A 15,385-nucleotide genomic window follows, 5' to 3' on the forward strand; every position below is an offset into this window, starting at 1 on the left:
ATTATCTCTCCGTTCTTACAGAAATGTTAGAACCATCACTATTAATAATTACAGTTCCATTTAAATCAGTTCTATATACATTAACAGACATTGCATTTAACTTTGCTAAAGTTTCTTGTGTAGGATGACCATAACGGTTACCTGCACCGGCACTGATCACAGCGATACTTGGTTTCACTGCATCTAAAAATGGCTGAGAAGAAGATGTCTTACTTCCATGGTGACCAGGTTTTAATACATCAGATTTTAAGCTAGAACCATGTGTTGCAACCATATCTTTCTCACTTTTAGATTCAGCATCACCAGTAAATAAGAAAGATTTGCTTCCATGTGTTACTTTTAATACAGCACTCCACTCATTTAGATCGTTACCGTATTCTTTAACGGGAGCTAAAAATTGTGTGTTTAAACCATTGATTGGTAAAGTTACTCTAGATTTTGCTTCTTTAATTGTTAATCCTTTGTTAGCTACTGCAGTTAGGAAGTCTTTAAACGTTTGAGTTGTATGACTTACTTTAGGTGCATATACGTTTTTTACATTCATAGCATAAAGTACTTCATCTAATCCACCTACATGATCAGCATCAGGATGAGTAGCGATCATATAATCAATAGATTGGTATCCTAATCCTTTTAAATAATTTGCTACTACTTTACCTTTTCCGTTGTTACCAGCGTCAATCAGGATCGTTTCTCCACTAGGAGATTTAATAAAAGTAGCATCACCTTGTCCAACATCAATATAATGAACCTCTAAGTTACCTTTAGGATTAGGAAGAGCTGGACGGAAATTTGGCTCTAATACACGAGCCAAGAATGCAGCAAATTGCTCACGAGTTACTTTTACATCTGGACCAAATGTACCATCTGGTAATCCAGCAGTGATATTATTTTGCGCTAAAATTTTGACATAATTGTAACCCCAATGAGTAGATGGAACATCAGGGAAATTGACTTCAACGCTTGTAGGTTTCAAATCAAAAGTTTTAACTAGAACTACTGCCATTTCTGCACGAGTTAATGAGCGGTCAGGGAAGTAGTTTGTTTCACGTTGTACAATATTGTTATGTGCTAACTTATGTACAGAATCATAGTAATAGATGCCTTTGGCTACATCGGAAAAAATATGATTATAGCTAGATGGCTTTTCTAATTTTAATGATAAATCTAGCATTAAGGCCATTTGTCCACGAGTTACATGATCACTCGGTTTAAAAGTTCCTTCTGGCGTACCATTAATGATGCCGTTATCCGATAAATAGTTAATTTCTTTAATTGCCCAATGATTAGATTGGACATCAGGGAAAGATTTAGCACTTGTAAGATTTGGAATGAACAACGTTAAAATCATGACAAATGCTGATAGTAATAAACTAAACTTTTTCAAAAAATCGCCTCACTTAATGTATTTTTCACCTTATTAACTTTACCATTTATTACAAGTAATTCAAAGTTTAATAGGTAAATATTTTATTAGTTGTTGTGTATTTCCATAAATTCATTAATTTGAAATAATCTAACTTAATAGAAGGAATAGGAAAGGTAGTAGAGAATTGTTTGAATTGTAATTGTAAAATCTATATTATAAATTTATACAATTATTTATAATAATTTAAATTATGTTAAATGGGAGAAAGAAAATGTACACGTATAAATTGCAACATGAACAACCAATCTGCGTAGAAAAAATAAGAAAACTTTATGACTCCGTCGGCTGGTGGCCAGAAAGAAAAGAAATCGATATTCAAAAAATGTTAAAGAATAGTATAGCGATTGGGGTATGGGAAAAAAATGAATTAATCGGATTTGCTAGAGTTGTTTCTGACGGTGTTTTCCGGGCGTATATAGAAGATGTTGTTGTACATGAAAGTGTAAGAAATAAAGGCATTGGAGAGAAAATGCTAACAATATTACTTCAAGAAATATCTCATGTTCATATCGTTAGTTTATTTTGCGGAGAGAAATTAATAAAGTTTTATGGTGAAAAGCAATTTCAAGCGACGAAACAAATTGTAATGCATCGTAATCAAATCGTGAAAGAATAAGAGGTGCGAATTAGAATGGATGCAACTAGAACATATTGTTTATCAAAAAGAAAAGCGACAGAAGATTCACCAGATGGTTGGAATGCAACATGTATGAGGCTCAACAATAAAATATTTGCGATATTGAACCATGAAGAAGGTGAAAAAGCGGCAATTACATTAAAATGTGATCCAGAACTTGCAATAAGAATAAGAGATGATTATCCAGATACAATCATTCCAGGGTATCATATGAATAAAAAACATTGGAATACAGTTTATTTACATAAGGATGTAGGGCAGGAACAAATTAATAAAATGGTTGATTGGTCGTATGATTTAGTTCTACAGTCATTTTCAAAGAAAAAGCAGCAAGAGTTATTAGATTAGTATGTATGAGGGGTGGATGTATTGAAAGACATGATTAAAAATACATATGATAAATTAGCGAGTACATATAAAGAAAATCTAGATGTGGCAAATCCATATAACAGTTATTACGAAAGACCAGCGATGATGGAGATGATTCCAAAGAATTTAGAAGGGAAGAATATATTAGATGCTGGATGTGCAGCAGGGTGGTATACTTCTCAATTTATAGAAAGAGGAGCAAATGTAACTGCAATTGACGTAAGTTCTGAAATGGTAAAAGCTGCAAAGGAAAGTATGGGCAATAAAGCAACGTTTCTTTGTCATGACTTGCAAGAAATATTACCATTTGAAGACAATACTTTTGATGTTATTGTGAGTTCATTAATCCTTCATTATTTAGAAAATTGGGATCAAGTATTTCAGGAGTTTCGTCGAGTATTGAAGCCAGGGGGAGAATTTATATACTCCATTCATCATCCTTTTATGGATTTTACAAAGTTTACTTGTGAAAATTATTTCGAAAAACAATTATTGGTAGATACTTGGGTTAAACCAAATATTACAATAGAAGTTAGCTTTTTCAGAAGGTCACTTCAAGATATTATTAATGAAACAACAAATTATTTTGTGTTAGAAAAAATGCTAGAACCGAGACCGGTTGAAAAGATGAGAGAAGTAAATGAAAAATCATATCATTATCTAAATACAAATCCACATTTTCTTATGATGAAAGCCATTAAAAAATAGCTAGTAAAATAATTATATTTTACTAGCTATTTTGCAGTTTTAAATAATGAAATAGGAGTTTTGAAATGAATACGAAACGAAATAGGTTACTATACGCAACGTTTACAATCATTGTTATTATTTTAGGGCTTAGTTCAAGAAAGTTAGCTTTTGCACTGCCCGCTCTATTAAATGATTATTTAGGTGATGCTTTATGGGCATTAATGATTTTCATTGGATTCGGATTTTTATTTTCTAAAATAGAAACGAAGAAATTGGCTTTTATAAGTTTACTGTTTTGTTATGGGATTGAATTGAGCCAATTATATCATGCCGAATGGATAGATAGCATTCGTGCAACGACTTTAGGTGGGCTCGTGTTGGGATATGGTTTTCTGTGGAATGATTTAGTGGCGTATACAATTGGTGTTGGAGTAGGGTTTATTTTTGAGTTTATTTTACAGAAGAAATAAGAGGTTTGTAAAAGGGGTATTCGTTTATGGAGGGTATATTAGAAATTGCGAATTTTTGGTTTGGAGATAAAGAGGTCACAGCTACTGAAATAAAAGTAAACGAAACAAAGATTCATTGTAATAATAAATCCTATATTTTAAAGGAAAAGAGATCGATAAAACAGCTATTAGTTGAAATAAATCTAATAGAACAACTTGATAAAAAAGGGGTTAAAGTACAAAGAATAGTTAAAACAAGTAATAATGAAAGGTATGTATTTTATAAAGAGAAGTATTATTGTGTGTATGAATATGTTGCTGGAAATGTACTTGAAATAAAAAATATAGAAAATCTGAAAGAGCTAGGAAGCACAATTGGAGAAGAAATAGCGTATCTACATCAAGTCCTTAATTCAATGGATAGTGAAAATGGGTTCGTAAAAAGAGATTTATACAAGGTAGTATATGGTTGGGCTTTACCTATTTTAGAAAAGAATGAGCATGTTCATCAGGATGTAATTCGAAAAATGAATCAAATACATACAGACTTCAAGGAAACGATCCTCCCCTTACGAAAACAAATCATTCATCGCGACATGCACTTATCAAATGTAATCTTTAAAGAGAATGAATTTCAAGGATTTATAGATTTTGAACTGTTAGAAAAGAATATTAGAGTATTTGATTTATGTTATTGTTGTACGAGTATTTTGAGTGAATTATATAGTGATGAAAAATTAAGGGGGAAGTGGCAACAGATCATTAGTAAAATTTTTGAGGGGTATAATAAGCGAAGCATTTTAACGCGAGAAGAACTACAATCCATTGGGTATGTTATGCTTTCTATTCAAATTATCTTTATTACTTATTTTGTTCAGTTAAAAGATTTATTAAAGTTAAATGAAGAGATGTTCTTCTGGATTTTTGTAAATAAAAAAGCTATTGAAGAATCAATAGAAAGGGTTGTATGAATATGAAAAAAATAATATTAATAGGTTCTGGTGGTTCAGGAAAATCTACATTAGCCAGGCAGTTAGGTAATAAATTAAGTATAAAAGTGCATCATCTTGATGCGTTATTTTGGAAACCGAATTGGGAAGGTGTACCGAAAGTGGAGCAAAGAAAGGTTCAAAATGAATTAGTTAAAGAAGATGAATGGATTATTGATGGGAATTATGGCGGGACAATGGACATAAGAATGAACGCAGCTGATACAATTATCTTTCTTGATATTCATAGATTAATATGTGTTTATCGAGCTTTTAAAAGAGTTATACAATATCGGAATAAAACAAGACCGGATATGGGTGCTGGATGTGAGGAAAGGTTTGACTTGCAATTTTTCAAATGGATATGGGAATATCCTAAAATGAAACGACCTTCAATTTTAAAAAGGTTAAATCAATTGAGTAAGGAAAAAGATGTTATTATTTTAAAATCTCCAAATGAAGTACGACTATTTTTAGAGAAGTACGATACTATAAATAGTTAGATTATAAAAAGAGGTACCGTGGGGGGATAGAATTGAATAGATTCATTGACCTGGTTGATTCTAATATGGTGAAAATTCCAGCAGGAAAAGTAGAATTAAGAGATGATCGAATAAAAAAAGAATGGGAAGTTCAAGTTAAACCGTTTCTTCTTGCAAAATATGTTGTAACGATGGAATTATATGACGTGATTACGAATCATACACCAAATTTATTCAAAGATAAAAATAAACCAGTTGTAAATATCTCATGGAATGATGCCATTATGTTTTGTAATTTACTTTCAAAAAAAGCGGGATTAAAAGAATATTATTCTATTAATGATGGTGGTCAAATTGTTAGTTGTAATTTAGATTCAAATGGGTACCGATTACCTTCAGAAGCAGAGTGGCAATATGCGTGTAAAGCAGGAACTACTGGATACATATACGGTGAACTGAAAGAGATTGCTTGGTATAATGAAAATTCAGATAGACGTATTCATGAAGTCGGTAAAAAAGAGCCAAATGCATGGGGCTTGTATGATATGTTAGGAAACGTTTGGGAATGGTGCTATGATTTGTATGATGAAAAGGTATATGGATCATATCGAATTTTCCGAGGCGGTAGCTGGGCTGAAGCAGCTAGAGGTTGTGGTGCAACTTGTCGCCGGCGTAGCCATCCTACATTTCATATAGATGACCTTGGATTTAGGCTCGCTAAGTCCATTTAGAAGAATTATAAGAGCAAAAAACTAATATAGAGAAGATTTAAATTAAGGAGTGTTTTAAGTGGCACGTGTTTTATTCATTAATACTGGATCAGAAGGACATATAAATCCAACATTGCAAGTTGTAGAAGAATTAGTTTCACGCGGGGAAGAGGTTGTATATTTTTCAATAGAATCTTTTAGAGAGCGTATTGAAAAGACGGGTGCTACTGTACGAACAATTGACGATCAAAAATTTATAAATGCCTTTCTTTCCGGTGGTCGAAATTATTTACCAGAGAGAATAAATGGTCTATTACATACGGCAGATGTTATTATACCAAATGTTCTTGAACAAATTGCAGGGGAACATTTTGATTACATCATTCACGATTCAATGTTTGGATGCGGTCGTTTAATTGCTCAAATTCTAAAGCTTCCAGCAATAAATTCCTGTACATCTTTTGCACAGGATGAAAAATCATTTGAACAAATGTTAGGCCATTTGTCTAAAAATATACCAGTGGAAGTTCAAGATAAAATACATAATGATTATGAACGATTAACTAAGGGAATTGCGGAAAAGCATAGTGTTGAAATAAAATCACCGTATGAAGTTTTCTGTAATCCAGCGCCACTTACTATTGTGTATACAATAAGGGAGTTCCAACCTTTTGGAGATATGTTTGATGAAACATTTAAATTTGTAGGTCCATCTATCTCTACGCAAGTAAAAAATGAAGCCTTTGATTTTACTGCAATTGAAGAAAAAAGCCCGATTTACATTTCACTAGGTACTGTTTTTAATGAATCACTTGATTTTTATAAACTATGTATGAAGGCCTTTGAGAATAGTGATTATACAATTGTGATGTCTATTGGCAATAAAATGAAAATAAGTGATTTAGGTAAAATTCCTAAAAACTTCATTGTGAAAAATTATGTACCACAAACAAAACTACTTACATATACAAAGTTATTTATTACACATGGCGGGATGAACAGTACACATGAAGGATTATATAACGGGATTCCGCTTATTGTAATCCCGCAAAGTGCAGATCAACCAGTTATCGCCAAGCAAGTGGAGAATCTCGGAGCTGGGGTTAAGTTGTCAATGAAGGAATTAACTGAGGAACAACTACGTGAAAGTGTAGAACTTGTATTAAATAATCCATCATATAAAGAAGTTGCATTGAATTTGAAAGAGTCTTTCCGAAAATCTGGTGGCTATCAGGAAGCTGCTGATGAGATTTTTACATTTATAGGTCAATAATAAATAGAAAATTATACATGAGAAGAGTGTCTATATGAAATGATATAGACACTCTTCTTTTATATGAAGCGGAGAATTCGTTGTTTTGAAATGTTAAATATTCTGTTTTGTAAATTCGGACCATAGTTTTACGTGTTACTAATGCTTTCATCATTTCTGCACAACTTCTGCACATACTTTGATGATTTCTATGTCATGATATATTCATCAAGTGAAATATTTCACAAGAAATGAAATATATTTTCACTGCGGTGTATGCATAACACACACATACATCGTTACAAGATGGTCTCTTGTTATTCTTTTACATCGAAGCCCACATTACACTACAAAGTATAACAAGAAGGGGACAGGAACATGAATAATCGATTATTAAAACAACTACAAAACATGAAAATGAACAAAAAAAGTCTAGGAGCTGTTGCATTAACAGCTGGAATTATTGGCACGACACTTATTCCTCAAAACGCATACGCGCACGGTTTTGTTGAAAAGCCTAGCAGCCGATCTGCTTTATGTAGTCCAACTTATGGTGCACTAAATGTAAACTGCGGAAGTGTTATGTATGAACCACAAAGTTTGGAAGCTCCAAAAGGGTTCCCGCAAGCTGGTCCAGTTGATGGCCAAATCGCTTCTGCAGGTGGTAAATTTGGTGGTGTTTTAGATCAACAAACAGCTGATCGTTGGTTTAAAAATACAATCACAGGCGGGGAAAATACTTTTACTTGGAAATATACAGCGCCTCACTTAACAAGTAAATGGCATTACTATATTACTAAAAAAGGATGGGATCCAAATAAAGCGCTCACAAGAGCAGATTTAGAACCAATTGGAACTGTACAACATGATGGCTCTACAGCCTCAAATCATTTAACTCACAAAATTAATGTACCTACTGATAGAAGTGGATATCATGTGATTTTAGCAGTATGGGATGTAGCCGATACAGCAAATGCATTCTATAATGTCATTGATGTTAATCTCATCAATGACGTAAAACCAGACACAGAAGCTCCAAGTATTCCAAATGGAATTCAGGCACAAAAAGTAACAGCGAATAGTATAGAACTAGCATGGAACGCTTCTACGGATAATGTAGGGGTAAAAGGGTATCAAATCTTCCGTAACGGAGAGATGATTGATACAGTACCAGGAACTCATTTTATTGATAAAAAATTACAACCAAGTACAGAATACTCTTATACTGTAAAAGCAATTGACGCAGCTGGAAATGTATCGAAAAAAAGTGCGACGCTTACAGTAAAAACAACAGTTGAGGCTCCTGATACAGAAGCACCAACACAACCAAAAGGATTACATAGTATGGGAACGACAGCGTCAAGTGTGGATCTAATGTGGAGTCCTTCTGACGATAATATTGATGTAGACCATTACGATGTTTATAGAGAAACAGAAGGATCATTGAAAAAAATTGCAACATCCAATACGACTTCTTATATGGATAAAAATTTACTTCCTAATACTACTTATAAATATGTAGTGAAAGCTGTTGATGTAGCTGGAAATGAATCTGTACAGAGTGATATATTCGTAATCACCACAAAAACTGAAAGCGCTTCATATGAAGAGTGGGATGCAAAGAAAGCATATGAAAAGGGAGATAGAGTTCTACACGAGGGAAAAGTATATGAAGCAGTCCAGAGTTATCAAGGAAATGGGGATCCAAACTGGATTTATGCTTTATCATTATGGAAAACAGTGTAAACCTTACCTAAATATGAACTAAGAGATGATGGGCTTTGATGCAAAAGAAAATCTTGAGAATTCACTTTTCTATTTATAAAAAAGGGTAGTATATAAATTCATATACTACCCTTTTTATTATGATAGTACTTTCGTCATAAGAACGTGCGGAATACCATCTTCCATAAATACATCTGAAGAAGTTTGATAACCTAGTTTTTTATAAAACCCTTCAGCTTGTGTTTGACCGTGTAGTTTTACTTTTGTTGCTTCTTTGTCACGAGCAATTTCTTCTAACGCCTTGATTATTACTTTTCCTAATCCGTATTTACGATAGTCTTTTAAAATACAGATGCGTTCTAATTTTCCTGCACCGTCAACAAATCGTATACGACCTGTACCTACAGGAAGATCGTTATAATAAACTAAAATATGTTTACATTTCTCACTGATTTCATCGAATGTATCGAATTCATCTTCAAGAGGGACATTTTGTTCTTTTACAAATACTTCTTTTCTAATATGAAAGGCAGTTTCTAAATCTGTAAATTCTGTTATGACTTTGGAGTGCAAATTGTTCAGTCCTTTCTAGTGTGATGTGCTTTTGTTTTCATAGTATATCATAATAATAAGTAATTAAGAGAAAATATAAAAAGCTGACTGTAAGAGTCAGCCTTCATTATAATTCCTTTATCCCATTTTTTGTTCCAATAATTGCTTTGCTAGTCATATTAACAAACAATCCTGTTTCAACTACGCCTGTAATCATTTTTAATTGCATGTGTAAATTGGCAGGATTCGTTATGATATGAGGAAATACGCAATCGATAATGATGTTATTGTTATCGGTAATAAACGTTTCATTATTTTTTAAACGTAACGTTGTTTGACAACCTAAAGATTGAATTTTCTTTTCGGTTTGTTTCCATGAAAAAGGTATAATTTCAACAGGTAATGGGAAAGTACCTAAATACGTTACGAGTTTCGATTCATCAGCAATGATAATTAGTTCTTTAGAGGAGGAGGCAACGATTTTTTCACGAAGTAATGCGCCACCACCACCTTTTATTAGTTGTAAATTTAAATTAATTTCATCAGCCCCATCAATTGTTAAATCGAGTATTTCAATTTCATTTAAGGAGATTAATGGAATAGATAGTTGTTTAGCTAATGCTTCCGTTTCTTTTGACGTTGGTACAGCTTGAAATGATAATCCTTCTTTTACACGCTCACCTAATTTTTGTATCGTCCAATATACAGTGGAACCTGTGCCTAGCCCAACTGTCATTCCATCTTTTACAAAGTTAGCGGCATATTCACCTGCGAGTTGTTTTAAATGTAACATATTATTCTGCTGGACGTGGGCCTGCATCAAGACCTGAATTTTCTACTGTAAGTATAGGGCGAACGATTATATCTTTATGTACGTGCATTTGGCATGATAAACGTAAGTGATCTTCAATTCCTTTTTCCGTAATTGCATTTTTTTCATTAGAACTTGCTTCACAAAACTCACCTGCTATAATTTCTACTCTACAAGTAGTGCAGCGTGCTTTTCCGCCGCAGCGATGGAGAATGTTTACACCGTTATCTTCAATCGCTAATACTAACTTTGTGCCTTTTTTTACATCAAAAGTTCCTGCACCTTCAATTGTTAATTTTGGCAATTTTGTTCCTCCTCACGTAAAATTGTACATAACATATTTATGACCGCGAATTATTGAACATAAACATAATTTTTTTATATGCCCCGTAACTTTTTTATTTGTTGAATCGTTAATTAAGTAAGCGCTGAAAAGGAGTGGTTATTTTGTGCACAAAAGTAACTCATATTTTTAAAAATCATATCGATATGAATCATTCAAATATAGACTTTTTAATTGAGCAATACGGAGAGTTGAAAAGGTACTGTACATTTTTAACGAAAAATAAATGGGACGGCGAAGATCTTGCCCAAGAAACAATTTGTAAAGTTCTTCAAAAATATAGTAATAAAGATATTTGTATGACACTTGTATATAAAATAGCTAGAAATCGTTGGATAGACCAGATGAAATCAAAATCAGTTCATGAAAAAATAAAGGAACAAATGAATTTTGAAGAACCACAAGAGAACATTGCAGATTTGCATGAAATGGTAGAGAAAGTATTATCTTCATTAAATGTACAACAATCCGCGATTTTATTATTAAAGGATGTTTTTCAATTTAGTATCGCTGATATTGCTAAAGTATGTTCTGTATCGAAAGGTGCAGTGAAAGCTTCTTTATTTCGGAGTAGAAATAGGCTGAAAACTGTAAGTGAAGAAGGGATTGAGATAGTTGAATTCACAGATGATATTGATGTTGTAGTAACGTCTATTCGTGAGGAAAAGCCAGAATTGTTAACGAAGCTTCTTCCGACAATAGATTTTACTAAGTTACCATCTAAACAGCCAGTCTTATTATTTAATGCGAAAAAACCTTCTTCCTACAGTTGTATGCTTTTAGCAGTATAACAATTATTGGAGGGATATAAAATGAATGCAATTCCATATGTTGTAGAACAAACGAAATTAGGAGAACGTTCCTATGATATATATTCAAGGTTATTGAAAGACCGCATTATTATTATTGGTTCAGAAATAAATGATCAAGTGGCGAGTAGTGTCGTAGCTCAATTATTATTTTTAGAAGCGGAAGATGCAGAGAAAGATATATTTTTATACATTAATAGTCCAGGCGGATCAACGACAGCAGGTTTTGCCATATTAGATACGATGAATCTCATTAAACCAGATGTACAAACGCTATGCATGGGATTTGCAGCATCATTTGGTGCATTGTTATTATTATCAGGTGCAAAAGGAAAACGGTTTGCGCTACCTAATAGTGAAATTATGATTCATCAGCCGCTTGGTGGTGCAAAGGGGCAGGCTACGGAAATTGAAATAACAGCAAAAAGGATATTGAAGTTAAAGCATGATATTAATAAAATGATTGCAGAAAAAACAGGGCAACCGATTGAAAGAGTAGCACATGATACAGAAAGAGATTATTTTATGACTGCAGAAGAAGCGAAGGCATATGGGATTGTAGATGATGTTGTTACGAAAAAATAAGATAAAACAGGCTAGAGGATAATAATCCTCTAGCCTGTTTTATTAATCTTTTATCCATTCATCGACTAAAGCTTGATTCTTTTTAATCCATTTTCGCGCTGCTTCTTCGGGATCTTTCGTTTTATTTAACTCGACCATTAATGTACCAAGCTGTTCATCATTCATTTTCCATTTATCAAAGTATTTTATGATATCCGGATGATCTTTTTCGAAACCTTTACGAACAGAGTAATAAATGTCATCTTTTTCACCATATACTTTCTTAGGGTCTTTTAAATATTTTAAGTCGAATTCTGAAAAGCCCCAATGCGGATTCCAAAGCGTAACAGCGATTGGTTTCTTTTTCGTATATGCTTTCTTTAGTTCACTCATCATCGCCGCTTCAGAAGATTGGACAAGTTTTAGTTTAATATCATATTCCTTCATCGCCTTATTGGTTAAATTCATTAGGCTGCTGCCAGGTTCGATTCCGACAATTTTGTTATCTAGTTCATCTTTATGTGCATTTAAATCTTCAATACTGTTTATGTTTTTCACATAAGAAGGGACAACTAAACCTAGTCCGGTTCCTTCATACCATTTTGATTTTAAGACGATATCATCTTTATAACGATCATTTAGTGGTTTATCCGTAACAGGTAGCCATACTTCTAAATTAGCATCAACATCACCGCGAGCGACACCAGTCCAAATTGCCGCTTTTTCTAAATACATGAGCTCAACTTTGTAGCCTTTTTGTTCTAATAGAACTTTCCACATGTTTGCAGTTGCAATATTTTCTTTCCAACTTGTTACACCTAGTTTAATTTTTCCTTTCGAATTTGCATTTGTTGCATTACATGAAGAGAAAGTCATAGTAATAAATAATGCAAGGCATATAAGCCATATTTTCTTTTTCATTGAGAACCTCCTAAAAAACATTTGCCTTTTAAATAAATGTATAAGTAAGCATTCTTATTATGAACGGAAACGAGAATTTTAAATAAATCTTATGAATGTCATTTTTATGTAATATTTCTTTGCAAAATCGCAACACTATGTGAATAGATGGGTAGAAAAGGAGTAGTGACATGGATAATACAAAGGTGCGTGTTGAAAACGTAACAAAAGTATTTGGGAAACACCCGCAAAGGGCGCTTACTTTATTAAAAGAAGGGAAAAGTAAATCGGAAATTTTAAAAGAGACGGGAATGAACGTTGGTGTGAAAAAGGCAACGTTTGAAGTATACTCTGGAGAAATTTTCGTTATTATGGGTTTGTCTGGTAGTGGCAAATCAACTCTAGTTCGAATGCTTAATCAATTAATCAAACCGACAGCAGGACACATATACATAGATGGTGAAGACATCGCAACAATGGGAAAAGAAGAATTACGAAGAGTGAGAAGAACAAAAATGAGTATGGTGTTTCAAAAGTTCGCTTTATTTCCTCATCGCACAGTTATACAAAATGTAGCGTACGGATTAGAAATTCAAGGGGTTCCCGTAGAGGAACGAGAGAGAAAAGCGTTAGAGTCTTTGAAATTAGTTGGACTAGACCATCATAAAGATAACTATCCAAGTCAGCTGAGTGGTGGTATGCAGCAGCGTGTAGGAATCGCAAGGGCACTAACGAATGATCCAGATGTTTTATTGATGGATGAGTCATTTAGTGCATTAGATCCACTGATTCGAAAAGAAATGCAAGATGAGTTATTAGAACTGCAAGACAAAATGGAAAAAACAATTATATTTATTACTCACGATTTAGATGAAGCTCTTCGAATTGGTGATCGAATTGCGTTAATGAAAGATGGAGAGGTTGTCCAAATTGGAACACCGGAAGAAATTATGATGAGTCCTGCGAATGAATTTGTAGAGAAGTTCGTGGCGGACGTGAATTTAGGGAAAGTTATTACGGCGGAATCTATATTAAAACGACCAGAGACATTATTAATTGACCGTGGACCACGTGTAGCACTTCAAATTATGAGGAACGCGGGCGTTTCAACTGTGTATGTTGTTAATAAAAAGTATGAGTTTTTAGGGATATTAACGGCAGATGATGCGAGTAAGGCCGTTCAAAAACAGTGGCCGATTGCTGATTTATTACTTACCGATATCCCGCATGTGTATGTAGATACGTTACTGGAAGAAACGTATGCGAAAATGGCAGAAATGAAATATCCGTTGCCAGTAATTGATGAGAAGAAAAGGCTAAGAGGAATTATTAAACGCGAAAGTGTCATTCAAGCTCTTGCAGGTAATATTGAGGAAGAGGTGAAAGACGATGAATAATATACCACGTATTCCTTTAGGGGAATGGGTCGATTCATTTGTTGCAAGTTTATATGAGCACCTTGAAGGCTTATTCCGAGGATTTTCTTATATTATCGGTGGATTCGTTGATTTACTCACTAATTTTTTAACAATAATACCAGCCATATTGATGATTATTATCCTATGTTTCCTCATTTGGTACACAACGAGAAAGGTATCTTTAATTATTTTTACACTGATCGGTCTATTATTTATTTTAAATATTAACTACTGGGCACAGACGATGCAAACATTAGCGCTCGTACTTACATCAGTGATTATTTCAATTATTGTCGGAATCCCAATCGGAATTTTAGCTTCTCAAAATGAACGCTTTTCAAAATTTTTAAAACCGACATTAGACTTTATGCAAACAATGCCGGCTTTCGTATACCTTATTCCTGCGATTACATTTTTCGGAGTAGGTGTAGTACCTGGGATTATTGCATCAGTAATCTTTGCAATGCCGCCGACAATTCGTTTTACTGACTTAGGAATTAGACAAGTTCCAGAAGATTTAATAGAAGCAGCGAACGCGTTTGGCTCTACCGCATCACAAAAATTATTTAAAGTACAATTACCACTCGCAACCGGAACAATCATGGCTGGTGTGAACCAAAGTATTATGCTTTCTTTATCGATGGTAGTAACAGCATCTCTTGTAGGGGCACCAGGTCTTGGAGTTGATGTATACCGTTCTGTAACACAAGTTAATATCGGAATGGGATTTGAAGCCGGACTAGCTATTGTTGTCATTGCGATTATATTAGACCGCATTACACAAGGATTTCATCAAAAAAGAAGATAAAAGGAAAACACACTTTATTATACAAAGTGTGTTTTTTGTTTGAATAAATTACATACGAACATGCCAGCTGGGGCACAGATTTGGTTTTGTTATTGTTCCATTGATTTGATTAACTGATTATTTTTTTCGATTAATGAGATTAGTTTTGCTTATTTACTTTCAAGACTTGTAGTACACAGCACCATACATTGAGAATCATGATGCAACGTATTCCTCATAGGATGGGAGAAATATACTTATTGTTGATTTATATTTGGATTCCAGAGAGGATGCATTTGAATCGTTCTTATAGTAAATGTCTACATATAATGTATGGTCACTTAAAATTTTTCATTATAAAGTGAAACTTTAATCAGTGGGGGGTTTCTTCATCCCCCACTGATTATCATCCCTCACCAATCGGACTTTTAGGGGCAGCCCGACCCCCACCTAAATTCTTTGCTTTCGC

General features: G+C 33.7%; 18 protein-coding genes. 13 read left to right on the forward strand and 5 right to left on the reverse strand.

Translation table 11 applies throughout. The annotated features are described in order from the left end of the window. Nucleotide 1: 1 nt before the first annotated feature. Nucleotides 2–1,387: an S-layer homology domain-containing protein gene (locus COL05_RS25750; RefSeq protein WP_098670645.1), complete on the reverse strand. Its 1,386-nt coding sequence runs from the start codon at nt 1,385–1,387 to the stop codon at nt 2–4. 253 nt (nt 1,388–1,640) lie between these two features. On the opposite strand from COL05_RS25750, the gene COL05_RS25755 reads away from it, so the two are divergent. The 9 genes from COL05_RS25755 (at nt 1,641) to COL05_RS25795 (ending at nt 8,753) form a co-directional block, all read left to right on the forward strand. Continuing rightward, nucleotides 1,641–2,045 carry a GNAT family N-acetyltransferase gene (locus tag COL05_RS25755; RefSeq protein WP_098670646.1) on the forward strand — a complete coding sequence of 135 codons (405 nt, stop codon included), beginning with the start codon at nt 1,641–1,643 and terminating at the stop codon, nt 2,043–2,045. Between the two features lie 15 nt (nt 2,046–2,060). Further along, on the forward strand, nt 2,061–2,414 hold the full coding sequence (locus COL05_RS25760) for an MmcQ/YjbR family DNA-binding protein (RefSeq protein ID WP_098670647.1): 354 nt from the start codon (nt 2,061–2,063) through the stop codon (nt 2,412–2,414). Nucleotides 2,415–2,435: 21 nt separating this feature from the next. Continuing rightward, nucleotides 2,436–3,143, forward strand: a complete 708-nt coding sequence (locus COL05_RS25765) for a class I SAM-dependent methyltransferase (RefSeq protein WP_098670648.1) — start codon at nt 2,436–2,438, stop codon at nt 3,141–3,143. Nucleotides 3,144–3,208: 65 nt separating this feature from the next. After that, nucleotides 3,209–3,595: a ribosomal maturation YjgA family protein gene (locus tag COL05_RS25770; RefSeq protein ID WP_142337667.1), complete on the forward strand. Its 387-nt coding sequence runs from the start codon at nt 3,209–3,211 to the stop codon at nt 3,593–3,595. Nucleotides 3,596–3,621: 26 nt separating this feature from the next. Continuing rightward, nucleotides 3,622–4,545, forward strand: a complete 924-nt coding sequence (locus COL05_RS25775; RefSeq protein ID WP_098670649.1) for a phosphotransferase enzyme family protein — start codon at nt 3,622–3,624, stop codon at nt 4,543–4,545. Between the two features lie 2 nt (nt 4,546–4,547). Next, the gene (locus COL05_RS25780; RefSeq protein ID WP_098670650.1) at nt 4,548–5,066 is read left to right on the forward strand and encodes a DNA topology modulation protein; all 519 of its coding nucleotides are present in this window, start codon (nt 4,548–4,550) and stop codon (nt 5,064–5,066) included. 65 nt (nt 5,067–5,131) lie between these two features. Beyond that, nucleotides 5,132–5,776, forward strand: a complete 645-nt coding sequence (locus COL05_RS25785) for a formylglycine-generating enzyme family protein (RefSeq protein ID WP_098670659.1) — start codon at nt 5,132–5,134, stop codon at nt 5,774–5,776. Between the two features lie 58 nt (nt 5,777–5,834). Then, complete coding sequence (locus COL05_RS25790) at nt 5,835–7,028, forward strand: macrolide family glycosyltransferase (protein ID WP_098670651.1); 1,194 nt, start codon at nt 5,835–5,837, stop codon at nt 7,026–7,028. Nucleotides 7,029–7,385: 357 nt separating this feature from the next. Then, a complete protein-coding gene (locus COL05_RS25795; RefSeq protein ID WP_098670652.1) occupies nt 7,386–8,753 on the forward strand; it encodes a lytic polysaccharide monooxygenase in 1,368 nt (455 codons plus the stop codon). Nucleotides 8,754–8,870: 117 nt separating this feature from the next. Here COL05_RS25795 and COL05_RS25800 read toward each other — a convergent pair whose 3' ends face one another. The 3 genes from COL05_RS25800 to COL05_RS25810 all read right to left on the reverse strand — a co-directional run bounded on the left by COL05_RS25800 (nt 8,871) and on the right by COL05_RS25810 (nt 10,399). Next, nucleotides 8,871–9,305, reverse strand: a complete 435-nt coding sequence (locus COL05_RS25800; protein ID WP_098670653.1) for a GNAT family N-acetyltransferase — start codon at nt 9,303–9,305, stop codon at nt 8,871–8,873. Nucleotides 9,306–9,411: 106 nt separating this feature from the next. Beyond that, nucleotides 9,412–10,077: a ribose 5-phosphate isomerase A gene (gene rpiA / locus COL05_RS25805; RefSeq protein WP_098670654.1), complete on the reverse strand. Its 666-nt coding sequence runs from the start codon at nt 10,075–10,077 to the stop codon at nt 9,412–9,414. A 1-nt stretch (nt 10,078) separates the two neighbouring features. Further along, nucleotides 10,079–10,399, reverse strand: coding sequence for a 2Fe-2S iron-sulfur cluster-binding protein (locus tag COL05_RS25810; protein ID WP_098670655.1), 321 nt, complete (start codon nt 10,397–10,399; stop codon nt 10,079–10,081). 143 nt (nt 10,400–10,542) lie between these two features. Here COL05_RS25810 and COL05_RS25815 point away from each other — a divergent pair, with 143 nt between their 5' ends. After that, nucleotides 10,543–11,229 carry an RNA polymerase subunit sigma-70 gene (locus COL05_RS25815; protein WP_098670656.1) on the forward strand — a complete coding sequence of 229 codons (687 nt, stop codon included), beginning with the start codon at nt 10,543–10,545 and terminating at the stop codon, nt 11,227–11,229. A 21-nt stretch (nt 11,230–11,250) separates the two neighbouring features. Further along, nucleotides 11,251–11,832, forward strand: a complete 582-nt coding sequence (clpP, locus tag COL05_RS25820; protein WP_000991609.1) for an ATP-dependent Clp endopeptidase proteolytic subunit ClpP — start codon at nt 11,251–11,253, stop codon at nt 11,830–11,832. A gap of 42 nt (nt 11,833–11,874) precedes the next feature. Here clpP and COL05_RS25825 read toward each other — a convergent pair whose 3' ends face one another. Next, complete coding sequence (locus COL05_RS25825) at nt 11,875–12,732, reverse strand: glycine betaine ABC transporter substrate-binding protein (protein ID WP_098670657.1); 858 nt, start codon at nt 12,730–12,732, stop codon at nt 11,875–11,877. Between the two features lie 170 nt (nt 12,733–12,902). Between COL05_RS25825 and COL05_RS25830 the strand changes: the two genes are divergently transcribed. Together COL05_RS25830 and COL05_RS25835 are read left to right on the forward strand one after the other, a co-directional pair. Continuing rightward, on the forward strand, nt 12,903–14,108 hold the full coding sequence (locus COL05_RS25830; protein ID WP_098670658.1) for a quaternary amine ABC transporter ATP-binding protein: 1,206 nt from the start codon (nt 12,903–12,905) through the stop codon (nt 14,106–14,108). After that, entirely contained in the window at nt 14,101–14,937 is an 837-nt protein-coding gene (locus COL05_RS25835; protein ID WP_001059838.1) for an ABC transporter permease, read from the forward strand. Before COL05_RS25830 ends, COL05_RS25835 begins: the two co-directional genes overlap by 8 nt. Nucleotides 14,938–15,385 lie beyond the last annotated feature (448 nt).

It is taken from the genome of Bacillus sp. AFS059628 (assembly GCF_002571225.1).
In the GTDB taxonomy this organism is placed as follows: Bacteria; Bacillota; Bacilli; order Bacillales; family Bacillaceae_G; genus Bacillus_A.